The 23,300-nt window shown below is 43.6% G+C and carries 17 protein-coding genes; 8 read left to right on the top strand and 9 right to left on the bottom strand.

Annotated features, from left to right (window positions below; genetic code table 11):
• Positions 1 to 54: 54 nt before the first annotated feature.
• Positions 55 to 3,177 (top strand): ribonuclease E, encoded by a 3,123-nt coding sequence (gene rne / locus OCV44_RS05170; RefSeq protein WP_139684759.1) that lies wholly within the window; start codon positions 55 to 57, stop codon positions 3,175 to 3,177.
• 261 nt (positions 3,178 to 3,438) lie between these two features.
• The gene (locus OCV44_RS05165; RefSeq protein WP_139684760.1) at positions 3,439 to 4,986 is read left to right on the top strand and encodes a SulP family inorganic anion transporter; all 1,548 of its coding nucleotides are present in this window, start codon (positions 3,439 to 3,441) and stop codon (positions 4,984 to 4,986) included.
• A 124-nt stretch (positions 4,987 to 5,110) separates the two neighbouring features.
• Here OCV44_RS05165 and OCV44_RS05160 read toward each other — a convergent pair whose 3' ends face one another.
• Complete coding sequence (locus OCV44_RS05160; RefSeq protein ID WP_139684761.1) at positions 5,111 to 5,560, bottom strand: low molecular weight protein-tyrosine-phosphatase; 450 nt, start codon at positions 5,558 to 5,560, stop codon at positions 5,111 to 5,113.
• Between the two features lie 84 nt (positions 5,561 to 5,644).
• Between OCV44_RS05160 and cobO the strand changes: the two genes are divergently transcribed.
• Positions 5,645 to 6,250 carry a cob(I)yrinic acid a,c-diamide adenosyltransferase gene (gene cobO, locus OCV44_RS05155; RefSeq protein WP_029224060.1) on the top strand — a complete coding sequence of 202 codons (606 nt, stop codon included), beginning with the start codon at positions 5,645 to 5,647 and terminating at the stop codon, positions 6,248 to 6,250.
• Positions 6,251 to 6,490: 240 nt separating this feature from the next.
• Here cobO and OCV44_RS05150 read toward each other — a convergent pair whose 3' ends face one another.
• The 3 genes from OCV44_RS05150 to apbC all read right to left on the bottom strand — a co-directional run bounded on the left by OCV44_RS05150 (position 6,491) and on the right by apbC (position 10,734).
• Positions 6,491 to 8,653 (bottom strand): AsmA family protein, encoded by a 2,163-nt coding sequence (locus OCV44_RS05150; RefSeq protein WP_139684762.1) that lies wholly within the window; start codon positions 8,651 to 8,653, stop codon positions 6,491 to 6,493.
• A 106-nt stretch (positions 8,654 to 8,759) separates the two neighbouring features.
• Positions 8,760 to 9,401, bottom strand: coding sequence for a uridine kinase (gene udk / locus OCV44_RS05145; RefSeq protein WP_004734002.1), 642 nt, complete (start codon positions 9,399 to 9,401; stop codon positions 8,760 to 8,762).
• A 256-nt stretch (positions 9,402 to 9,657) separates the two neighbouring features.
• Positions 9,658 to 10,734, bottom strand: coding sequence for an iron-sulfur cluster carrier protein ApbC (gene apbC, locus OCV44_RS05140; protein WP_139684763.1), 1,077 nt, complete (start codon positions 10,732 to 10,734; stop codon positions 9,658 to 9,660).
• A gap of 157 nt (positions 10,735 to 10,891) precedes the next feature.
• On the opposite strand from apbC, the gene metG reads away from it, so the two are divergent.
• Entirely contained in the window at positions 10,892 to 12,952 is a 2,061-nt protein-coding gene (metG, locus tag OCV44_RS05135; RefSeq protein ID WP_139684764.1) for a methionine--tRNA ligase, read from the top strand.
• A 221-nt stretch (positions 12,953 to 13,173) separates the two neighbouring features.
• Positions 13,174 to 13,653: a YehS family protein gene (locus tag OCV44_RS05130; RefSeq protein ID WP_017084024.1), complete on the top strand. Its 480-nt coding sequence runs from the start codon at positions 13,174 to 13,176 to the stop codon at positions 13,651 to 13,653.
• Positions 13,654 to 13,795: 142 nt separating this feature from the next.
• Here the strand turns inward: OCV44_RS05130 and fadR are convergent, their stop codons facing one another.
• Entirely contained in the window at positions 13,796 to 14,635 is an 840-nt protein-coding gene (fadR, locus tag OCV44_RS05125; protein ID WP_009848622.1) for a fatty acid metabolism transcriptional regulator FadR, read from the bottom strand.
• A gap of 641 nt (positions 14,636 to 15,276) precedes the next feature.
• Between fadR and nhaB the strand changes: the two genes are divergently transcribed.
• On the top strand, positions 15,277 to 16,869 hold the full coding sequence (gene nhaB / locus OCV44_RS05120) for a Na(+)/H(+) antiporter NhaB (protein ID WP_139684765.1): 1,593 nt from the start codon (positions 15,277 to 15,279) through the stop codon (positions 16,867 to 16,869).
• A 146-nt stretch (positions 16,870 to 17,015) separates the two neighbouring features.
• Complete coding sequence (dsbB, locus tag OCV44_RS05115; RefSeq protein ID WP_139684779.1) at positions 17,016 to 17,525, top strand: disulfide bond formation protein DsbB; 510 nt, start codon at positions 17,016 to 17,018, stop codon at positions 17,523 to 17,525.
• Between the two features lie 125 nt (positions 17,526 to 17,650).
• Here dsbB and OCV44_RS05110 read toward each other — a convergent pair whose 3' ends face one another.
• Positions 17,651 to 18,271 (bottom strand): YecA family protein, encoded by a 621-nt coding sequence (locus OCV44_RS05110; protein ID WP_139684766.1) that lies wholly within the window; start codon positions 18,269 to 18,271, stop codon positions 17,651 to 17,653.
• 210 nt (positions 18,272 to 18,481) lie between these two features.
• Here OCV44_RS05110 and dusC point away from each other — a divergent pair, with 210 nt between their 5' ends.
• On the top strand, positions 18,482 to 19,438 hold the full coding sequence (gene dusC, locus OCV44_RS05105) for a tRNA dihydrouridine(16) synthase DusC (RefSeq protein ID WP_139684767.1): 957 nt from the start codon (positions 18,482 to 18,484) through the stop codon (positions 19,436 to 19,438).
• 67 nt (positions 19,439 to 19,505) lie between these two features.
• Here the strand turns inward: dusC and OCV44_RS05100 are convergent, their stop codons facing one another.
• The 3 genes from OCV44_RS05100 to yfbV form a co-directional block, all read right to left on the bottom strand.
• A complete protein-coding gene (locus OCV44_RS05100; protein WP_139684768.1) occupies positions 19,506 to 20,972 on the bottom strand; it encodes a GGDEF domain-containing protein in 1,467 nt (488 codons plus the stop codon).
• Positions 20,973 to 21,223: 251 nt separating this feature from the next.
• Complete coding sequence (locus OCV44_RS05095) at positions 21,224 to 22,189, bottom strand: ABC transporter substrate-binding protein (protein ID WP_139684769.1); 966 nt, start codon at positions 22,187 to 22,189, stop codon at positions 21,224 to 21,226.
• Positions 22,190 to 22,516: 327 nt separating this feature from the next.
• Entirely contained in the window at positions 22,517 to 22,969 is a 453-nt protein-coding gene (gene yfbV, locus OCV44_RS05090; protein WP_139684770.1) for a terminus macrodomain insulation protein YfbV, read from the bottom strand.
• Positions 22,970 to 23,300 lie beyond the last annotated feature (331 nt).

Raw genomic sequence — 23,300 nt, 5'->3', positions numbered from 1 at the left:
ACTAAAGCGATAAGACCAATGATGAAAATAAGAAAAGACAATGAGAATTTCTAAATGAAAAGAATGTTAATTAACGCAACTCAAAAAGAAGAGTTGCGTGTCGCTTTGGTTGATGGCCAGCGACTGTTCGATCTAGATATCGAAAGTCCAGGTCACGAGTCAAAGAAAGCGAATATCTACAAAGGACGTATTACCCGTATTGAACCAAGCCTAGAAGCGGCATTTGTTGATTACGGTGCAGAACGTCACGGTTTCCTCCCTCTTAAAGAAATTGCCCGCGAATACTTCCCTGAAGGTTATACATACCAAGGCCGTCCTAGCATTAAAGAAGTGCTAAGAGAAGGACAAGAAGTAATCGTACAAGTTGAGAAAGAAGAACGTGGTAGCAAAGGCGCTGCACTGACAACTTTCATCTCTTTGGCGGGTAGTTACTTAGTTCTTATGCCTAATAACCCTCGTGCTGGCGGTATTTCTCGTCGTATCGAAGGTGATGAACGCACTCAACTGAAAGCAGCATTAAGCACTCTTGAGCTTCCTCAAGGTATGGGCTTAATCGTGCGTACAGCAGGTGTTGGCAAAAGTGCAGAAGAGCTAGAGTGGGACTTGAACGTTCTATTGAATCACTGGGGCGCTATCAAGCAAGCTTCTGATTCAAATGCAGCTCCTTTCCTAATTCACCAAGAGAGTAACGTTATTGTTCGCGCAATTCGTGACTACCTACGTCGTGATATTGGCGAGATTCTAATCGATAGCAATACTATTTTTGAACGTGCACAAGCGCACATTCAATTAATACGCCCAGATTTCATGAATCGCGTTAAGAAATACGATGGTGAAGTACCACTATTCAGCCATTACCAGATTGAGAGCCAGATCGAATCTGCTTTCCAACGTGAAGTTCGTCTTCCATCTGGTGGTTCTATCGTAATCGACCCAACAGAAGCTCTGACTTCTATCGATATCAACTCTGCTCGTGCAACAAAGGGCGGCGATATCGAAGAAACAGCACTTAACACTAACCTAGAAGCAGCCGATGAAATTGCACGTCAATTACGTCTACGTGACCTAGGTGGTCTTGTTGTTATCGACTTTATCGATATGACTCCGGTTCGCCACCAACGCGAAGTAGAAAGCCGTCTACGTGATGCTGTTCGTTTAGATCGCGCACGTGTTCAGATTGGTCGTATTTCTCGCTTTGGTCTTCTAGAGATGTCTCGTCAACGTTTGAGCCCATCACTAGCAGAAGCAAGCCACCACATTTGTCCTCGTTGTACAGGTACTGGTGTTGTTCGTGATAACGAATCACTAGCACTATCTGTTCTACGTCTGATCGAAGAAGAAGCTCTAAAAGACAACACAGCACAAGTACTTGCTGTTGTGCCTGTTCCAATCGCTTCTTACCTATTGAACGAGAAACGTCGCTCAGTAAACCACATCGAGAAGAACCAAGAAGTTAAGATCACTGTTGTTCCTAACTCTGACATGGAAACGCCACACTTTGAGGTTATCCGTGTTCGTGAAGGTGAAGAGTTCGACCTACTGTCTTACTTGCTGCCTACCAAGCTAGAAGCTCTAAAAGAAGCAGAAAGCAAAGAGCCAGCAGAACAGACTATTCGTCCTAAGAAGATCGAAGAGCCAGCTCTTAAAGGCTTCGCAGCTCCTGCTCAATCAGCACCGACTCCTGCTCCAGCACCTAAAACTGTAGAAGAGAAAAAAGCTGAATCAGCAGCGACTCAAGAACCAGGCTTAGTTGGTCGTTTCTTCAAAGCTATCGGTAGCTTCTTATTTGGATCTTCAACTCAAGAAGAGAAAAAAGAAGAAGAGAAGCAAGAAGAAAAACCTAAAAACAATCGCAATAACGGCAACCGTCAACGCCGTGATCGTAACGATAACCGTCGTCGTAACCAACGTGGTGACCGTGGCGAACAACGTGGTGACCGTAGTGATAATCGTAACGAAAACCGCGACAACAAACGCCGTCGTAAGCCAGTTCGTGATGAGAAGCCTGAAGAGCAGAAAGAAACAGCTCCACAGCAAAATCGTCAGCCTCGTAAGCCTAAGCAAGACCGTCGCAATAAGCCACGTGATGAGCAGAAGCAACGCGAAGAGCTAGCACCATCTAAATTAGCAGAAGAAGGTCTACAGCTAGCGGCAGAAGCTCAAGCTGATAAACTAGAAGCGCCTAAGGCTAAGCCAGAAGCGAAAGCAGCTAAGATTAAAGAGCGTCGTCAGCGTCGTAAACTGAACAAGCAAGTTCGTATTAAAGACCAGCAAGCTGAAGCTGCAGAAAACTCGTCAAATGAGTCAACTGTTGCTAAAGAACAGTCTATTGCGAAAGAGCAATCCGTCGCTCAAGAGCAAAAAGTTGTGGAACAAGTAGAAGCAACTCAAGCAGACGCAGAGCAAACTGAACAGGAAGAACCGAAGCAACGTCGTAACCGCCGTTCACCACGTCACCTACGTGCAAGTGGTCAACGTCGTCGTCGCGGTCGTGATCGTCGCCCTAACCCATTCCGCCTACGTAAAGGTGGTGTAGCTTCTCCAGAGATGGCTATGGGTAAAGTGATGCCTCGCTTCATTCCAAAACCTCACCATAACCAGGCAAAACCTGAAGTGGCTGAAGTTGAAGTAGCAGTTGAAACTCAAGTTGCTGTACAAGAGCAAAACGTAGCTCAAGAGACTGCACCGCAAAGTAACACTGCTATGGCTGGCGGTTTTGCATGTCCTGAACTTGCGATGGGTAAAGTCATTATCCGCCGTGAAGAAGCTGTTATTGCTAAAAACGCGGCGACTGAAACTCAAGTAACAGAAGCTCCTGCTGTCGCTGAAGAAGCACCTGTGGTCGTTGAAGGTGAGAAAGTTGAAGCGCCTGTTGTAGTAGAAGCTGTGCAAGTAGAAGCAACACCAGTTGTTGAAGCTGAAGCGCTTAAAGCTGAAAGTGTAAAAGTAGAAGAAGCGCCTGTGATAAAAGCAGAAGCTCCTAAAGCAGCACCGAAAGCAGTAGAAGCGAAGAAACAAGCGGGCTCTCCAATGACTAAAGCTCCTGGTCCTCAAGAGATCAAAGAGATTCAAGTTGTTGCAGCTCCATTCCGTACTGAGCGTTTTGTATCGAAAGGTGCAGGTAGCCAAGCAGCGTCAAATAAAGCCGGCGCTGGCATGACTAAACCTCAATACTAATGAGCTTCGCAGAGTAATCTGCAGAGAACTATCTAAGGGCGACTTATTCATAAGTCGCCCTTTTTTTATATCCACAACTCAGATTGGTTATAATAGATATATTGCTCAAAATGGGGTTCAACCTTGAACTTAATCACATTTTTGGGTAGCATTCGCGCACTTATCTTTTCGACACTTCGCTATTGCCGCTCTTTTCCATCACTGTTTGGCTACGCAATACACTCGTGTCGGTAAATCCATTTTTAGCATAGCTGAGCAAACATGTTCGAATTCCCACAATTTTCAAAGCACTCTGTAAAAAATGATGTGCTTTCAGGTCTTACAGTAGCCCTAGCTCTGGTACCTGAAGCCGTCGCATTCGCCTTCGTTGCAGGCGTCGACCCAATGGTTGGTCTTTACGCAGCATTCATCGTAGGTTTAATCACTTCTGTCTTTGGCGGTCGTCCAGGTATGATTTCTGGTGCTACTGGCGCAATGGCTGTTGTAATGGTGAGCCTAGTAGCAACCCATGGCGTTCAATACCTATTCGCGGCAGTAATGCTAGCAGGCCTTCTGCAAATTGCAGCGGGTGTATTCAAGTTAGGTAAATTTATCCGTATCGTTCCACATCCAGTAATGATTGGTTTCGTAAACGGTTTGGCGATTGTTATCTTCCTCGCTCAGCTTGGTCAATTTAAAGCGCCGGACGTAACAGGTGCATTGACTTGGCTACCAAGCGGTCAAATGACACTAATGCTAGGTCTAGTCGCCCTTACAATGGGTATCATCCACTTCCTACCTAAGGTAACAACGGCAGTACCATCTTCATTGGTTGCTATTGTTACAGTAACGGCTTTGGTTGTCGGTCTAGATCTTGAAACTCGTACTGTTGTTGACTTCTTACGCACTATGTCTGGTGACGAAGCAGCAACACTTGCAGGCTCTCTACCAACCTTCTCTATTCCTGCTGTTCCGTTTTCTTTCGAAACACTGCAAATCATCCTGCCATACGCAATTATCCTTGCAGCTATCGGCCTGATTGAGTCTCTACTGACACTCACGGTACTAGACGAAATGACAAACACGCGTGGCCAATCTAACCGTGAATGTGTTGGTCAAGGTATGGCTAACGTAACGTGTTCTGTATTCGGTGCGATGGGTGGTTGTGCGATGATCGGTCAATCGATGATCAACGTAAACTCAGGCGGTCGTGGACGTCTTTCAGGTATCGTAGCGGCAGTTGCACTACTGATGTTCATCCTGTTCGGCTCTGCGCTTATCGAAATGATTCCTCTAGCAGCACTTGTGGGCGTGATGTTCATGGTTGTTATCGGTACGTTTGAATGGGCAACCTTCAAGTTGGCGCGTCGCGTTCCTAAGCAAGATTTCTTCGTTATCGTTCTGGTTACTGTGGTAACCGTACTGACTGACCTTGCTGTCGCTGTTGGTGTGGGTGTTGTCGCTTCAGCACTAATGTTTGCTTGGCAACATGCTAAACACATCTACGCAGACACATCAGTTAACGCTGAAGGCTCTAAAGAATACAAAGTTAACGGCCCAATCTTCTTTGGTTCAACCGCTAACTTCCTAGAGTTGTTTGACGCATACAACGATCCACAAGATGTTATCGTCGATTTCGCAAACTCACGCGTTACTGACCACTCTGCTATTGAAGCGATCGACACGATTGCTGACCGTTACGCGGCGCTAGGTAAAACACTTCACCTTCGCCACCTAAGCCAAGACTGTGTTGCTATGCTGCACAAAGCCGGTAGCTTAGTTGAAGCGAACGTTGCAGAAGACCCAATCTACAAAGTAATGTCTAAGTAATCTTAGCTATCGCTTAAATTAGATTTAGAAAGGCCGACATTCGATGTCGGCCTTTTTATATCTATAACTCTTGATCTTGTTGATCTTGTCCTTTTTTGCTCAAACACCGAACATCACGTCGACGTTAAATCGAATTTAATATTGCATCACTCGACTCTTCGATTAAATCCAACACTAATTCAAAGCCATTCCCCTCACCATAATAAGGATCGGGAATTTCTTGATACTGTGACTCTCCAAAGCTCAAAAACAGCGCGAGCTTGTATTGGAGGTGAGCAGGACACTGCCTCATCAAGTCATCCAAATTCGCCTTGTCTGCCGCGAGTATCAGGTCAAACTCTTCGAAGTCATTATCTACCACTTTACGAGAAGTAATCCCTTTAAAGCTGTAGCCTCGCTTCTCTCCTGCTGACTTTGAACGCGAGTCTGGCGGATTGCCTTGATGAAAGCCAATCGTCCCAGCGGAGTCGACCGTTACATTAATATCCATCTGCTGAGCTTTCTTTCTCAGCACCGCTTCTCCTGTTGGCGAACGACAAATATTCCCCATACAAACCACGAGTATCTTTTTCATCCGTAATCACCTGTTCTTCCGATGGTTTTTGCTATCGTTAAGTTAGGCTATGATAGGCGTAATCACAACTTAAAAGGATTTGTTATGTCGACCGAAGACAACAAAGAACAACGCCATAAAGCAAGACAACAGAAAGTAAAAGAGCAAGTTGATGCACGTGTCGCAGCAGCGCAAGAAGTGAAAGGACTGTTATTGGTTATTACTGGCAACGGTAAAGGCAAATCGACATCAGGTTTCGGTACGATTACACGTGCAGTCGGTCACGGTAAGAAATGTGCCGTTGCTCAGTTTGTAAAAGGAACTTGGGATAACGGTGAAAAGAACGTTCTTCAAAAACTCGATGTAGAGTTCCAAGTGATGGGTACAGGCTTTACTTGGGAAACTCAAAATAAAGCGAAAGATATTGAAGCCGCACAGCGCGTATGGAAAGAGTGCCAACGCATGCTAGCCGATGAGTCGATTGATGTAATTCTGTTTGATGAGCTGACGTACATGGTGAGCTATGGCTACATTGAACTGGATGAAGTGGTAGAAGCTCTGAATAACCGTCCTAAAATGCAATCAGTGATCATCACAGGCCGTGGAGCTCACCGTACTTTAACGGACATGGCAGATACTGTTTCAGAAGTACGTAACGTAAAACACGCTTTTGAGTCTGGTGTAAAAGCTCTGCAAGGTGTGGATTGGTAACAGCCTTCCAACCAGAGATCCCTGACTTGGTCACTCTTCCCTCTCGAGGATGACGACTATTCAGTGTTACTCCCCTAAATAAAGGACGAGCACCGATCGTCATTCCCTAGAACGAGGAACGAGTCTCATAGGGCATTTTTTTGCTTACTAAACCCGGATAATAATCAGCGCCCAAACAAAAGCGCCATTCCTCGTAATAAGGAATGGCGCTTTTTATATGCCATTTATTTAAAATAGCGATTAGTTAAACAAGCCTTTGAGTAAACCATTGACAGCATCTCTGGTTTTTTCATCTTTGATCTTGTCACCGTATTTTTCTTCAAGTTTCTTAATACCGCGATCAATCTCTTTTTCAGCTTTCTGTTTCAACACATCATCAAAGACAAGCGCAAATTTCGGGTCAGCCCACTGGCCGGTAACCTTAATTGGAATCGTCACATCTTTGAGATCATCAATGCTCTTGCCACCCTGGCCTTCAAGCGAGCCAACAATTGACGTGCGAACCAGGAAGTCGACCGTTTCATTGATGAAGTTTGCTTTACCTTGACCTGTCACGCGTAAAAGAGGTGACTGTGCCGATAAGTCATTCGTTGAAACCCAACCTTTATCAACCTTGAGTGTTGCTTTCATTGCACTAAAATCTGTCTTTTGAGACTCGTCTTTGCTTTCAACTTTCTCGCCTTTGATCTTAGCGTAGTTTTCTCGAATCAGTTGCGCGATGTTAATGCCATTAACCGCACCATCTTCAAAGTTAATCGCAATAGTGCCAACCAAGTTCTTCTTGATTCCTGTTGGCGTCAAGCTCTTACCTTTAACGTTAACATCGATATTACCAGTACCTTCCAGCGTATCGTTGTTCGCTACGTCAACCAATAACGGTTGTACTTTTACGCCTTTAATCTTTTTCTTAGCCGTGTAAGTCGCTGGCGTCTTGCGTGCATCTAATCGTGCTGTTGCCGAGATAGAGCCTTGGTAAAGATTCGAAGTAAACGATGTCAGTTCTGCGATACCACGGTTAACTGAGAACGCAGTTTTCACGTTCTGCATTTTTGCGTTGTTCGCCTTGAACTTATCGATTGTGATATTACCTTTCACATCGAGCGTTTTCAGAGCTGACAGGTCAGGTTCTACTTCTTTCGCAGGAGCCGAGTTATCTGAACTTGACGTCGAAGAAGCTTCAGTGTTTGAAGTTGAGCCACCAGCAGAACTAGAAGGCGCAGCGCTCGCTGTTTCTGCTGTATTACCTAGGCCTAAGAACTCATCTAAATCGATGTTCGGGCTATGAAGAGAAAAACGAACCTTTGGTATTTCAGATAAAGTGATGTCCGCTTTACCGTCTAGTGCGATAGCGTTAGCTTGCAGCTTCTCTAGCACAAAGCTCAAGTGACTCTTAGTTAGATCAAAGCTTAAGTCAGACAGCATATCCACTTTCATTGGTGATTGAGGAAGCGTTTCACCTTTGAATGTTGAGTCTAATGTTAACTTGTTCAGTGTAACTTTTGAGATCGCGCTATCGACAGTTAAGTCACCGCCACCTTTAAGATCAAGGTCAAGACCAGCAGCATTACCAATCACCGCATAAGTCAGTTGGTTAACCTTATCGAACTCAAAGGTATTTAAGCCAATCTTCGCTGACTCGATCGACGTTGCTGGATCATTGAACTTCGCATTAAGGTCAATATTTCGTAATGCGTAGCTTGCAAAGCCTTCCGCTAATTTGAATTCAGCACTGCCATTTGCAGAGAACTTCTGTTGGTTGTTTTCACCAGAAGCCGCAAACGTCGCGGTCGTCCATGTATCAACGGCAAACTCAGAAAGACTCAAAGACACATCGTATAGCTTAGTGAATGAACCTGCTTGCTTGTCGTCCATCTCAAACAATGCGTTTGAGACTGTTACACCTGCAAGATTGATCGTCCAGCCAGATGTGTCTGTAGAAGTTTGCTCTTGAGGCGCCGGTGTTGCTTCAGAACTTGTATCCGCTGCAGGTTCAGACTCCTTAGGAGCAGACGCTTGTGTGAGCGCATCGATGTTCTTGCGACCATCTTTAAGCGTTTCTAAATAGAATTCTGCACCATCTAGAGTGATATTGCCGATCTCTAGTTGATTGCTAAATAGCGGAGTAACCGAAACATCAACGCCAACCGTATCAACCTTAAACAGGTTTGGTTGAGTGAAACCTTCAGGGTTACGTAATTCAGTTTGACCAAGTTCGAAGCCAATAGATGGGAAAAATTGCCAACTGATATCACCCTCGATCACGAGCTCTAGGCCTGTGTGTTTTTGGGCTTGTTCGACAATTAATGGCTTAAATTGGTTGGGATTCACTAACAGCACTAGTGCCAGAATTGCTGCAACGACAACAAACACTGGTACAGCTATGAAAATGAGTAGTTTCTTCATCCGCATATTCCTTGCTTAGATTCCAAAAGAAAGTGGCACTATAAAAGTGCCACTGATTCGGTAAAAAATAAAGCTAAGTGAGTCACTTAGGCAAAATTTTATTCGATTAAGACTTCAACAACTTCGCAATATGCGCTTTTAGCACATCAATCGCAATACGGTTTTTACCACCACGAGGAACGATGATGTCTGCATGTTGTTTTGAAGGCTCGATAAACTGCATGAACATTGGGCGTACTGTTTCTTGGTATTGTTTAAGTACCGTATCCATTGTTCGACCACGCTCTTCTACATCACGCTTAACACGACGTAGTAGACAGATGTCCAACGGTGTATCCATAAAAACGCTTGCGTGCATTAGTTTACGAAGACGCGGGTCTGTCAGAAGCAGAATACCTTCTAAAATGATCACTTTCTTAGGAGTAAGTGTAGTCGTTTCAGAAGTGCGTGTGTGCTCTGTGTAGCTGTATTCCGGAACTTCTACGGCATTGCCACTCATTAGCTGCTGTAGATGTTCGCATAAAAGGTCATGATCTAGTGCATTTGGGTGGTCGTAGTTAGTTTTAACTCGCTCTTCCATACTCAAGTGACTTTGGTCGCTGTAATAGCAATCTTCCGTGATAACACCAATTTGATGGTCGCCTACTTTTTCGCGCAGCTCATTATAAATCGTACTCGCGATCAGGCTTTTTCCTGAAGCTGAAGCGCCAGCGATACCTACGATGACACATTGATTATTATCAGACATTAATTTGCACCCGATATGGTTTGGTGGTGGGAAGAGATAAACCGCCTGATTATAGGGGCTAAAGCATATAGATTCTAGTCGCGATGTTAGCTAATTGCAGTCAAATTGATGATCTCAATACATTTACTTAAAACAATCGTTTGCTTTCAAATAACTTAAATACAACTATATGCACAAGTCCTATGGCTATCCACCTAATCCAACCGTTGTTTATCTCACCCAAATATGATTTACACACCTTTGTGATCAGCCATTGCTATTCAACCATCGAGAAGTTAATCGCCTCTGGTCTCGCCTTACCAGTCCAGAACATCTTCGCAGCCACGTTCTCAGCAAGCTCTAAGTAATGACGCGTGTGTTCACTGTCTGGACGACGTATAACGGTTGGGCAACCTGCATCAATATCTTCCCGTACATCAATGTGCAGCGGAATTTGCGCTAAGATATCGAGGTAAAACTCTTCTGACATGGCTTCCGCGCCACCAGCGCCAAAGATATGCTCTTTCTCGCCACAGTGACTACAAATATGGTAGCTCATGTTTTCCACTAAGCCCGCTACTGGCACGCTCACTTTATCAAACATCGCCACACCTTTACGCGCATCGGCTAATGCCAAATCTTGAGGGGTGGTCACCACAACCGCGCCCGTCACTGGGATCTGCTGCGAAAGCGTTAGCTGAATATCACCCGTACCTGGTGGCATGTCGATAACAAGGTAATCCAGTTCTGGCCATACGGTTTCATTCACAAGCTGACCTAATGCTTTCGCCGCCATTGGACCACGCCAGATTGCAGCATCATCTTTCGACACAAGATAGCCAATAGAATGAGTGAAAATGCCGTACGCTTCGATTGGCATCATCCATTTGTTATTCTGTACTTCTGGTTTTGCGTCTAGCTGACCAAGCATCATAGGCACAGATGGACCATAGATATCCGCATCCAACAAGCCCACTTTTGAACCTGACTTAGATAACGCAAGCGCGAGGTTTACCGAAGTTGTCGATTTACCCACCCCCCCCTTTGCCGACGTCACGGCGATAATGTTCTTAACGCCCTTCAATGGTGTTGCGACTGTAGTTTCTAGCGCAGACGGCTTCACTTTTACTTCAAACTGAAAAGTGCTGACAAGCTGTTGTTCAATCTGGGAGTGGATCCACTGTTCCAATTCAACCGCGAGCTGATTAGCTGCAAAAGGCAAGGTAATGACAAATGACCCACGCGGATCAACCGATACAATATTTTGGTGTAGCGCCCACTCTGGGATGAGGATTGGTGACTCAAACTCATTCAACCATGAACAGAAATCTTGCTTAGAAGTAAAGTTACGCATTGGGGCTCCTTTTTTTATTTATGCTATCACCCACGAGATGAAGACTGAACCCCTAAAAAACTAGGGGAATCCTTTGTCTGATACCTTGGCGTATCACACGTTATAAAGTAGTATTACCTCTCAAATTTATACCTATCAAAAAAGCGAATTATTAAGTATGGCAACTGATCCAAGACAACTTTTGGTAACTTGTGCGCTTCCGTACGCTAACGGCTCTATTCACCTTGGCCATATGCTTGAGCATATCCAAGCTGATATCTGGGTTCGATACCAGCGTCTACGTGGCAACACTGTAAACTTCATCTGTGCTGACGATGCTCACGGCACGCCAATTATGCTTAAAGCTCAACAGATGGGTATCACGCCAGAAGAGATGATCGCTGCTGTTAGTGAAGAGCACCAAAAAGACTTCGCTGGCTTTGATATCAGCTTTGATAACTACCACAGCACACATAGCGAAGAGAACCGTGAACTGGCTTCTCACATCTATCTAGAACTTAAAAAGAACGGCTTCATTTCTAGCCGTACTATTTCTCAGCTTTTCGATCCTGAGAAAGAGATGTTCCTACCAGACCGCTTCGTAAAAGGTTCTTGCCCTAAGTGTAAGTCAGAAGACCAGTATGGTGATAACTGTGATAACTGTGGTGAGACATACAGCCCAACTGAGCTAATTAACCCAAAATCAGCGGTTTCTGGCGCAACTCCAGTAATGAAAGACTCTGAGCACTTCTTCTTCGACCTACCTCAGTTCGAAAGCATGCTTAAAGAGTGGACTCGTTCTGGCTCTCTACAGAATGAAACTGCAAACAAAATGCAGGAATGGTTCGAGTCTGGCCTGCAACAGTGGGATATCTCACGTGATGCACCTTACTTTGGCTTCGAAATCCCAGGCGAGAAAAACAAATTCTTCTACGTTTGGCTAGACGCGCCTGTTGGCTACATGGCTTCTTTCAAGAACCTATGTGACAAGCGTGACGACTTAAACTTTGACGAATACTGGAAGAAAGACAGCACAACTGAGCTTTACCACTTCATCGGTAAAGACATCGTTTACTTCCACAGCCTATTCTGGCCCGCAATGCTAGAAGGCGCTGGTTTCCGTAAACCAAACAACGTTTTCGTACACGGCTACGTAACGGTGAACGGTGCGAAGATGTCTAAGTCAAAAGGCACATTCATCAAAGCAAGCACGTACTTAAACCACTTAGACCCTGAGTGTCTACGTTACTACTACGCTGCGAAACTAAACAGCCGTATCGATGATTTAGACCTTAATCTTGAAGACTTTACTCAACGTGTAAACGCTGACGTAGTAAACAAGATTGTTAACTTGGCTTCTCGTAACGCTGGCTTCATCACTAAACGTTTTGAAGGCAAACTTGCTGCTGAATTTGCAGAACCTGAGCTATACAACGAATTCGTTGCTGCTGCTGAGCGTATCGGTCAGCTATACGAAACTCGTGAGTTCAGCCGCGCTATCCGTGAAATTACTGCACTAGCAGATAAAGCTAACCAGTACATTGACGAAAAAGCACCTTGGGTTCTTGCGAAAGAAGAAGGCAAAGAGAAAGAGCTTCAAGAAGTATCTTCTGTCGGTATTAACCTATTCCGCGTACTAATGGCTTACCTGAAACCAGTTATGCCAGAGCTAGCGGCTCGCACTGAAGCTTTCCTAAACGAAGAGCTAACGTGGGAAGCGATTGCTACACCGCTAACTGATCACGAAATCACGAAGTTCAAAGCGCTGTTTAGTCGTATTGATCCGAAGAAAGTGGAAGCAATGATCGAGTCTTCTAAAGAAGATGCAGCCGCAGAAGCTGCTGCGAAAGAAAAAGCAGAAGCTGAAAAAGAACAAGCAAACCAAACTGAGCTAGACAAAGAGCCAATCGCAGACGAGATTGAGTTCGATGCCTTCGCAGCAGTCGACATGCGTATTGCTCGTATTATCTCGTGTGAAGAAGTACCAAAAGCGAACAAACTACTGAAGTTCCAACTGGACATCGGTGGTGAAACTCGCCAAGTATTCTCTGGCATCAAGTCAGCATACAAACCTGAAGAGCTAGAAGGCAAGCTAACCGTAATGGTTGCAAACCTAAAACCTCGTAAGATGAAGTTTGGTATGTCTGAAGGCATGATCCTAGCCGCGGGCCCTGGCGGCAGCGACCTGTGGATCCTTGAGCCACACGAAGGTGCTCAACCTGGTATGCGTGTAATGTAATTCTGGCTTCAGTCGGATAACAAGCACTCATAGCGAAATCCCTAATGCACTTTTAACTTGAATGAGTTAATAAGCATTGGGGATTTTTTATATCTACCGAAAATAAGCGTTCTCTGTTAGAGTCGCCGTCAACTATGCTATGTAGAGTAGAAATTGGTTTGTCGACGATAACGGGCTAACCAACACCTCTTTACTCTCCAAACCCTTTTTAGGAATCCCCAGTGACTAACAACGAAATCTTGCGTCGTATTCAACACGCGCTAAACCTTAAAAATGCACAGATCATTAAAGCTATCGAGCAAGCTGATGTGACCGTTGCTCATGACCAAGTGATCAACTGGCTTAAAGAAGACAACGACAAGTCATGCTCTACGATGAAAGATAAAGAGTTAGCGGTATTCCTAAATGGTTTTATCAACCTTAAACGTGGCAAAAAAGAAGGTGTTCAACCTAAACCTGAAGTTGCTCTGACTAACAACATGATTTTCATGAAGCTGCGTATTGCGTTGAACATGAAAGCAGAAGATGTATTAGATATATTAGAAGTGGTAGGCATCAGCCTAAGTAAGTACGAGATTGGTGCCTACTTCCGTAAGCCAGAGAACAAGAACTACAAAGTATGTGAAGACCAACTACTTTGCGATTTTCTAAATGGCGTGCAATTTACTAACCGTCCAGACTCAGAAGAGTTTGCAGGGTAAGTTACCGCCTATTGATACGTTTTCACCAACTATCAATAGATAAAAAGCGGCGAGATAATTTGATTATCTCGCCGCTTTTTCGTTTTCTTTACGTCGTTTACTCAATAAGTAAAACAACCTAACAATACTTTTATGAAAAGACTTAGCTGTCGTCTTCAGTAAAGTTTGTCGGTAACGTTGTCTTCATCTCGTTCCAAATCTGTGCGCTTGCGATACCGTAGTTACGAATCACAAGTGGTAAATTCTCACGCTCACCGCTTTCACAAATAACAAACAAGTTTTTGTAGAACTCCATGGCTAAACGACGAGCTTCTGGGTTAGAGAAGTAGTAGCTGCCAACACGGTCGTACAACTTACGAACACCATTAAAGATCAGGCCATAAATTTGGTTACCTGAATGGAATGCTAAACGTTGGAAAAGCATGTAATCGTAGAAGTTAAAAGTTTTAGCAATTAAGATCGTTTGACGCTTCGCTTCATCTTTTTCTACGTCTTCTTTCACCGATTGTTTGATCTTGTCAGCATATGGCGACGATTCTAAGAATTCATCCCAAGTAGGTGCCGCAAGTAAAGATTCACAAGATTCAATCACGTTAGTAATCGTACGCTCTGAAGCCTCTTTATTTGCTTTGAATGCATAACGCATAAAGATAGGGCTGATGTTAGTACGAGCAGCAAGCAGGTCTTCTACCATTTTGCTTGCGTTATCAACGTCCAACGTCATCAATGTATCAAGGATATGAAGACCTGACGTTTCCATAAACTGATTAACTTTAGTTGGCTTACCGTGTTGGATTGTCAACCAACCATCACGAGCAAGACGCTGAAGTACTTCACGAAGCGTAGTACGTGTAACACCAATCAGCTCAGAAAGCTCGCGCTCTGCGGGCAAGATAGAACCTGGAGCGAAACGGCCATTCCAAATACTTTCAATGATATACTTTTCTGCAAATCCTGCCGGGCTCTTTGCCTTAATGACCATCTACACTTCAATCCAATTTAATTATTTTGTTCTAATTTACTCATCATACCACTAGTTAACACCCTGCGGAAATACCCCCAAAAAATTTTACTCACTCAAAACCCAAGTAGAGTTAAAACTCTAAAGTTCAGCACACGTTTGCACTCAAGGTTTGGATAGCAAGCGACTACAAATCATCATTTAAACAAACCATTAACACAACAAATTCTTTTTAAAATCAATGAGATTGGTCATATTTTTAAATCTATTAATTTGCAATATTAAGTTGTAATAATCATATATAAGCCGTCGTTATTCTGTAAATTTTAATCATTTCGCTGAAATATTGATTCTAGTCGGTTTTTATCACATTTTAAGTGGTATGCTTGCGCTACTTTGATCGCGTTTCTCAACAAAAAAGAGGTATTTTTAGTGCTACAGGGGTTTTCCTGTTGACTAAATGTTATCTAAGAGTAGAGTTGCGCTCAAAAATAAGCAGTGCTTGAGTTTCTAAGGGAGTGACTTGGCAAGACCACAGAACATTACATGGAATGTAGTTTTTCTAAGTCACTGTTAGTTATAGGTTTTAACTGAATCTACAGCTCGATTCTCAAAATGTTGTATTGCTTGTCTATTCATAATCAACATAAAAGAGTATTAACATGCCGATGTCTCTCGGAAACGCTTTTATCAAAAACTTCCTTGGTAAAGCTCCTGATTGGTATAAACTTGCCATCATTTCCTTTTTAATCATCAACCCGTTTGTTTTTTTCCTAGTTGACCCATTTGTTGCGGGCTGGCTACTAGTGGTTGAGTTTATTTTCACTCTAGCTATGGCTCTAAAATGCTACCCTCTCCAACCGGGTGGTTTATTGGCAATTCAAGCCGTCGCCATTGGCATGACTAAACCAGAAATGGTTTATCATGAGCTACAAGCAAACCTTCCAGTATTACTCTTACTAGTATTCATGGTTGCTGGCATCTACTTCATGAAAGAACTACTTCTGTTCATTTTCACGAAGATCCTGCTCGGTATCCAATCCAAAATTCTACTCTCTGTCGCTTTCTGTGTCGCCGCAGCATTCTTGTCTGCCTTCCTAGATGCGCTGACAGTAATCGCCGTAGTCATTAGCGTTGCGGTGGGCTTCTATTCTATCTACCACAAGGTTGCATCAGGTAAGGGCACAACGTCTGCGCACGATCATACTCATGATGAAGAGATCTCTGAGCTAACTCGTGATGACCTTGAAAACTACCGCGCATTCCTACGTTCACTACTTATGCACGCCGGTGTGGGTACTGCTCTGGGTGGTGTAATGACCATGGTAGGTGAACCACAAAACTTAGTAATTGCTAAACAAGCGGGTTGGGAGTTCGGTGAATTTATCATCCGCATGCTGCCAGTCACACTGCCTGTTTTCTTCTGCGGTATTCTAACTTGTGCACTTGTAGAAAAATTCAAAGTATTTGGCTACGGTGCAGAGCTGCCAAATAACGTTCGCCAAATCTTAGTTGAATTTGACAACAAAGAACGCGCAAACCGTACAAAACAAGATGTAGCTAAACTATGGGTTCAGAGTGCAATCGCAGTTTGGCTTATTGTTGGCCTTGCGCTTCACGTCGCTGAAGTTGGTTTGATTGGTCTTTCAGTCATTATTTTAGCAACAGCATTTACTGGCGTTATCGAAGAGCACTCGATGGGTAAGGCCTTTGAAGAGGCACTGCCATTTACCGCACTGCTTGCCGTCTTTTTTGCGGTTGTCGCTGTAATCATCGACCAGGCTCTATTTAAGCCAGTAATCGATGCCGTACTTCACGTTGAAGATAAAGGCGCACAGCTCGCACTCTTCTACGTAGCCAATGGTATCTTGTCGATGGTTTCAGACAACGTATTCGTCGGTACGGTTTACATCAACGAAGTGAAAACAGCTCTGGTAGAGGGCGTCATTACTCGCGACCAATTCGATCTACTCGCTGTTGCTATCAATACAGGTACTAATTTACCTTCTGTTGCTACGCCAAACGGCCAAGCTGCATTCTTATTCCTATTAACGTCAGCACTTGCTCCGTTGATTCGACTGTCTTACGGCCGTATGGTATTGATGGCTCTGCCATATACTATCGTGCTAGCACTTGTTGGCCTTGCCGGTATTGTGTTCTTCGTAGAGCCGATGACAGCATGGTTTTATGATGCAGGTTGGATCATTCACCGTACTGGTGAGGTGCTCGCTCCAGTTATCTCTGGTGGCCACTAACCCAGCGTTGTGTTGCCAAACATAATAAGTGTATCTAACTAATCAAAAATATTAGTTGATTAGGAAACTTATCCAAGATAAAAAGCTCTGAGTAATCAGGGCTTTTTTATTTTATTGACAGGATTAAATTCGTGAACTTTTTTGCAATGCTCAAAGACTTCTCTAAGGGACGTTTATCTTGGCTTTTACTGCTGGCTTTTATTGTCTTTTTTGAAGCATGCGCTCTTTTCTTTCAGCACGTGATGATGCTCGGCCCTTGCGTAATGTGTATCTACGAACGTGTTGCTATGCTCGCTATCGGCGTCGCAGCAATAATTGGTGCTATTGCCCCGCATAATCCTCTCTCTCGCTGGTTAGGCTTAGTTGGCTGGGGGTTGGGCGCGTATAAAGGATTGATGCTGGCTTTAGAACACGTTGACTACCAGTTTAACCCGTCTCCTTTCGCTACCTGCGACCTGTTCGTGACCTTCCCTAGCTGGGCACCATTAAACCAATGGGCTCCGTGGATGTTTGAGGCCTACGGCGACTGCAGCAAAGTTGTATGGCAGTTCTTAGAACTTTCAATGCCTCAATGGCTAGTGATTATCTTCGCGGGTAACTTGGTTGCTTTTGGTTTTGTAGTGATTTCTCAATTCGTTAAATCGAAGAATGACTAACAATTAGCACATTATGTTCAGAAACGAAAAAGTCGACCACGAGGTCGACTTTTTATTACTTGCGTTTTTAACACTTAAAGTAAATCTGTTACTCACTCAAAGCTAAGTATATCCATAAAGCGTTATTAACTGTTTTTTCCACAGCACTGTTTGAACTTTTTACCACTTTCACATGGGCAAGGGTCGTTTCGACCAATGTCTTTAAATGGATTCACACTCTGTGACTTATTACCCAGCATCGCCTCATCAGCCGCCATTGCAACCTCTGAAATCATCAGATCTACCTGATCGATTAAATCGGCAAGCGCTGGTGGATTTTCGAGCCCGGCCGCAACCATTTGTTGCTGAGTTTGCTCTTCATCAATCCCAAGCATCAAGGTTGTTAGGAGTGCTTGCAGCATACGCAGAGTACCATCCGCGACAGTCACGCTTTGCCACTGCTCTTCCACTGTTGGCCAAACCATCATAAAGCCTTCAGCGAAATCCGCGAATTGCTCGTTAAAGTCACCATCAACCAGTACGTCTGTCAGTAAGTATTCACTACGCTGAATCAGGTTGTGCTGGCGATTGATCTGCTCTGTCACCGTTGTTACAAGCTCTTTACCTGTTTCAGGTGCAACGATAGCTAACCATTCTTCTGGATCGAGTGGTTTGGTGGCTAAGTTGGAAGCAAGGATTGAACCTTCAATGAACTGTGGAGTAATGTCAGTGATTGATTCCGGTAGGCTTAATAATTGATATGTCATGAAAGCTCTGAATATTGGGCATTTTCGATATTATAACGCCATACTCCCCAAGATGTCGCTATTTAGCGATAAACCATCATCAAGCTGGGCTGCTCACGCTCAAGACCGATAAACCATACTCATAGTGACAATCCTATAAGCAAACCGTACAATCACGCCTCTAATTTTTCGACCCACTCAGTTCGGTCCACTCAGTTTCGGTAAACCAACATGCGAGTAATACTTGGCCCTATGGAGGGCGTTCTAGACCATCTAATGCGTGAAATCCTGACAGAGATCAATGATTACGATCTCTGTGTGACGGAATTTGTGCGCGTAGTTGATCAACTTCTTCCTCCGCATGTTTTTCACCGTATTTGCCCTGAATTACATCAAGGCTCTCAAACCATGGCTGGTGTGCCAATTCATCTCCAGCTTCTTGGACAACACCCAAATTGGATGGCTGAGAATGCCTTCCAAGCAGCCAGTTTAGGCGCTAAAGGTATCGATATTAACTTTGGGTGCCCTGCTAAAGCGGTAAATAAAAGTAATGGTGGAGCGTCACTGCTAAAAGAGCCAGAGCTCATCTATCAAGTAGTGAAAGCTTGCCGTGAAGCGGTACCTGCACACATTCCAGTGTCCGCAAAAATTCGATTAGGTTGGGAACATCCTGAAGAGTGCTTTGAAATTGTCGACGCTATCGAGCAAGCAAAAGCTGACGAACTCACCGTACATGCGCGAACCAAAGTTGGCGGCTATAAAGCCAGCGAAATCAAATGGGATTACATCAATCAAATAAGAGAGAAAACCTCTCTGCCATTGATTGCCAATGGGGAAATTTGGAACTACCAAGATGGTCAAGATTGCATAGAAGCCACTGGCGTCGACTCATTAATGGTCTGCCGTGGCGCTTTCAACATTCCCAACCTTGGTAACGTCGTTAAGCATAACCATCACAAAATGCCGTGGGATAAAGTCATTGAACTTTTACTGCGCTACTCAGAGTTCCAAATAAAAGGGGACAAAGGCATGTACTACCCCAACAGAGTGAAGCAGTGGTTTGTTTATCTAAGCAAAGGCTACCCTGAAGCGGATGAACTCTTTAAAGAAATTCGCACTTTCAAGAAAGCGCCGCCTATCGTAGAGCGCCTACAACGTTATCAAGAAGAGCATTTCCACTCAGCTTAACTGGATCTTAGCCATGGAGAGAAAGCAGCGCTTTCCTCCTCTGCAGCGTGAGACTTCAATAGCGTGGTTAGAACTCGATTCGGTCTTTTCCTGTCGTCTTAGCCACGTATAGCTTTTCATCGGCATACTTAAATATCTCTTCAAAGTTAAGCTTGTTGTGCTCAGTTTCAACAATGCACACACCACCAGACACAGTAAATCCATTAGGAATGATATCCGCGGATTTAGAACAAACTGCACTTTTTACACGTTGTAATGTTCTCATTAATGTTTCTCGGTCATCGCCTTTAATGTAGACAACAAACTCTTCTCCACCAAACCTTGCTGCCACATCACTGCTACGAACACTGTTACTGATCTGGCGGGACATATAGCGGATAACATCATCCCCTTTGTCATGCCCAAAGGTATCATTAATCAACTTGAAATTATCAATGTCAAATACAGTCAGGGCGAATAACTGGTCATGTTCCACACTGCGCCAAAACGCTTCTAAACCACGTCGATTCAATAACCCTGTCATTGGGTCTTTGCCTGCAAGTTCTTTGAAATATCCACGTTCGATATTGGAGTTAACATAAAAGAAAATCGTAACCGAAAACAGGTATACGATAATAGCGACGATTAAACTGTCTTTTTCATAAACAAAAAAGTGTCGCGCCTCATCAGAAAAATTCAATTCATAGTACATGGCATGATGGGAGGCAACACCTTCAAGCTTAATCTTATAATAGAAAGCAGCTGAGTCACTTGGACTCGTTAAGGTGGTATCAATAATATCGATTCTACCGGCTAAGTGCTCATTCGAGCTGGCAAGCAGTTTATTCGCGTCAATATCAACAGATAGCATTCCTTGATGTATCCCCTTATGAAACACAGGAATCGTCATGCTTATCATGCGGTCAAGAGAGTCAAATCGATACGCAGGGCCAGATAAGGTTAATTGGTCAGGATTGTTGGCGGTTCTTTGCCAATACGGGCGGCTTTTTATCGTCGAAAGTAGTTCTTTCCCTAACTCTTTAGCAAAGCCTTCTGGCGAAGAGATCACATAGCCACGGGTATCAATAAAGTGTACACCGTTGTGATACTCATCAAGCTGGGATAGAAATGAAAGAATGGGTGCTAGAGCAATCTTCTTTGCCGCACTTTTATAGCTATCGCTAGTTTCATCACAAAGGGATTCTTGTCCAACTAACATATAGTCGATATCGACAGAGGGAATATCTGCCGTTTTTCCATCAGCAAGAAGTAATACGTCAATAGGCCAAATTCGGCAAAGACCATCAACCACTTGCTTATTGTGGTCAAGGAAAAGTGGGTTTCCTGACTTGTAGTAATTAGAGAAGCTGTAGTCTAAAGCGGTAACAACTTTAGTGGTTCGTTTGAACACTTCTTCAATACGCTGAAATTCACTGCTGATATCTTTCTTTACCACATCAAAATGATTTTTACCTATCAGTCCAAGTAACATGGTCGCGATCACCGCGGGAAAGCCGAAGACAAAGGTAAGGCTAAAGTGCCTATTTACTTTCATAGAATGTGCTCTTAGCGCTCAGTTAATATCATTAGTTCCATTAATATTATGACATTAATCGACAACCCTCTCGATGTAAAATAATGTAAATTGATATTAGCGATGCACCTAACGGGGAAATAACTACTTAAAAATGAATAAAGTAGATCGCAGCTAATGGTGAGATTCGACTAGTGTTGTTCATTGTGATGGTTTAAAACCCTGTTAACAAAGTGACTTATCAAGCGTTGTTTTTTTGATGTAAATACCCTTTAACGACTCACTATCGCACGTTCAACCACAGACTTTGGTAGTGTCAAACCAAGCTCACGAGCAGCCTCTAGATTCACAACCAACTGAGAGCTTTGAGCCGTTTTAACACTCAACTTCCCTGGTTTTTGTCCGTTCAAAATCGCGGCCACATAATCTGCAGTCTGCACCCCAACGTCATAGTAATCTAGACCCAAACCAGCAATCGCTCCCTTGCCGACATAAGACGTTGCTCCTGCAACCACAGGGGTACGTGCTTGGCTTGCCGCGTCTATCAGCCCTTCGATACCGCTTGCCACTGTGTTATCGGTCAGCGCGTAGATAACATCAGACTTTTTAGCCACAGACGCTGTTTTTTCTTCAACATCATTGATGGTTAACGCTTTTGCAGTATGCAAAGTAAAACCAAAGTCTTGTGTGGCCTGTTTTAACAGCTCGACTAAAGCGACAGCATTGGCTTCTGCTGGGTTATAGACCACGCCGATTGAACCTGCATTAGGGAGTAGTTCTTTAATAAGAGATACGTGTTGGGAAATAGGTGACAAGTCGGAAAGACCCGTGACATTTCGTCCAGGCTTATCCAGTTGTTTAACAAGCCTTGCGCCGATAGGGTCTGTCACCGCGGTAAACACAATCGGGATTGTTCGAGTCGCTGAAACCAAAGCTTGCGAGGTCGGTGTCGCGATGCCAACTAATACATGAGGGTTCTCGCTAACTAACTCTCTGGCTATTTTTGCTGCCTGAACGGGGTTGCCATCAGCCATTTCATAAGAGAACTCTAAATTTTTACCCGATTCGTAACCTTTGGCTCTCAATCCTTCAAGAAGCCCTAGACGTGTTGCGTTCAAATCTGGATGGTCGACAACTTGTGAAACCGAAACTTTGGCAACGTTCGCCATTACATTGCCAGCCCATAGCAACAACAGACAGCTTAAAACCGCTGCCAATACCTTTTTTACAGAACTCATTATCGCTCCCTGAATCAAGCTCTACTCGTTATTATTCGCTCAAAGAGAACAACATCAAAATCATTATTGACATTATTACCAATAACCATTGATAAATTGAAGTGATATTTAACAAAAATACAACAAAGCTCGAGTTATGTAGAAAAAACGAGGTTGTCTGTTTGAACTGTAAGCGACTAGTTGAGTAGCAGATGAATAATGGGTAAGTAACATGTCTAGGGAGCGGGTGACTAGGAAACAGGTGAGGTGTCTTTAGAGAATTGAATCTGAGAATAAGCCATCAATAATGAAGAGTTATTCTCAGACAAGCGGGAGAGTTGAAACTCTTTAAAACCAACGTTCCATTGAGGATTTATCTAGCTGACGAAATGCGCGATTTAAAATGATCGCCAATTCTTTATAACGAGGACGTGATTTCATTGGTTCTAACGCAAAACCCGTTTCAGTGATCTTCTCATGCAGCTCGCGATACCACGAGACTAGCGCAGGTGGAAGTTTTGTGTTTGAGCGGTTGCCTAACCACCACATACCTTGGAGCGGTAAACTAATAGCGAACAAAGCCATAACCACAGCTTGTGGCATCGCTTGATAATTATTAAAGACCATTTGTGTAAGAACACTTATTGCGGCTATCGCTGGCATGACTTTCACGCCAAAACGCGTCGCTTTAATAATGCGCTGTTCAGGGAAGATCGAGTTTAACTCTTTTCTGACGGGCCAGAGATCCATGTATTTTTGGCCATCTTTTAAACTATTCGCTAAACCAACTCTATTACTCATATGAGTCTCCCATTAAAAAAAAGTTGAAATCATCAACTAAAAACACAAAAATTTGACGAAAAATAATATTCTTTCAAATTTTTTTGTTATATTTGCACAATATCGCTATTATTTGCAGACCTCAATCTCATTGTTGCCCTTATTTACAATTTAAGCAACTTTGGGACGACTTCTGCAAGGAATGCACAAGCCTCTTTTTGATTAAGAGTGCTTTCAATTTATACGGAAATTAACGTTTTTTTGACCAAGGTTAGTACGCAAGCCCATGTGCTTCGACTATTCTTGAGATTAATTTTCATCCTTAACTGATTTCGATCAGAAAAATAAACAG

Origin of the sequence: Vibrio tasmaniensis (assembly GCF_024347635.1) — a bacterium.
Taxonomy (GTDB): domain Bacteria; phylum Pseudomonadota; class Gammaproteobacteria; order Enterobacterales; family Vibrionaceae; genus Vibrio; species Vibrio tasmaniensis.
The sequence above is the reverse complement of the archived record's forward strand: the minus strand, read 5'-3'. Positions and strand labels throughout refer to the sequence as shown.

Coding starts and splice junctions, on each gene's coding strand:
- rne (WP_139684759.1), top strand. CDS start 55: ATGAAAAGAATGTTAATTAACGCAACTCAAAAAGAAGAGTTGCGTGTC.
- OCV44_RS05165 (WP_139684760.1), top strand. CDS start 3,439: ATGTTCGAATTCCCACAATTTTCAAAGCACTCTGTAAAAAATGATGTG.
- OCV44_RS05160 (WP_139684761.1), bottom strand. CDS start 5,560: ATGAAAAAGATACTCGTGGTTTGTATGGGGAATATTTGTCGTTCGCCA.
- cobO (WP_029224060.1), top strand. CDS start 5,645: ATGTCGACCGAAGACAACAAAGAACAACGCCATAAAGCAAGACAACAG.
- OCV44_RS05150 (WP_139684762.1), bottom strand. CDS start 8,653: ATGAAGAAACTACTCATTTTCATAGCTGTACCAGTGTTTGTTGTCGTT.
- udk (WP_004734002.1), bottom strand. CDS start 9,401: ATGTCTGATAATAATCAATGTGTCATCGTAGGTATCGCTGGCGCTTCA.
- apbC (WP_139684763.1), bottom strand. CDS start 10,734: ATGCGTAACTTTACTTCTAAGCAAGATTTCTGTTCATGGTTGAATGAG.
- metG (WP_139684764.1), top strand. CDS start 10,892: ATGGCAACTGATCCAAGACAACTTTTGGTAACTTGTGCGCTTCCGTAC.
- fadR (WP_009848622.1), bottom strand. CDS start 14,635: ATGGTCATTAAGGCAAAGAGCCCGGCAGGATTTGCAGAAAAGTATATC.
- nhaB (WP_139684765.1), top strand. CDS start 15,277: ATGCCGATGTCTCTCGGAAACGCTTTTATCAAAAACTTCCTTGGTAAA.
- dsbB (WP_139684779.1), top strand. CDS start 17,016: ATGCTCAAAGACTTCTCTAAGGGACGTTTATCTTGGCTTTTACTGCTG.
- OCV44_RS05110 (WP_139684766.1), bottom strand. CDS start 18,271: ATGACATATCAATTATTAAGCCTACCGGAATCAATCACTGACATTACT.
- dusC (WP_139684767.1), top strand. CDS start 18,482: ATGCGAGTAATACTTGGCCCTATGGAGGGCGTTCTAGACCATCTAATG.
- OCV44_RS05100 (WP_139684768.1), bottom strand. CDS start 20,972: ATGAAAGTAAATAGGCACTTTAGCCTTACCTTTGTCTTCGGCTTTCCC.
- OCV44_RS05095 (WP_139684769.1), bottom strand. CDS start 22,189: ATGAGTTCTGTAAAAAAGGTATTGGCAGCGGTTTTAAGCTGTCTGTTG.
- yfbV (WP_139684770.1), bottom strand. CDS start 22,969: ATGAGTAATAGAGTTGGTTTAGCGAATAGTTTAAAAGATGGCCAAAAA.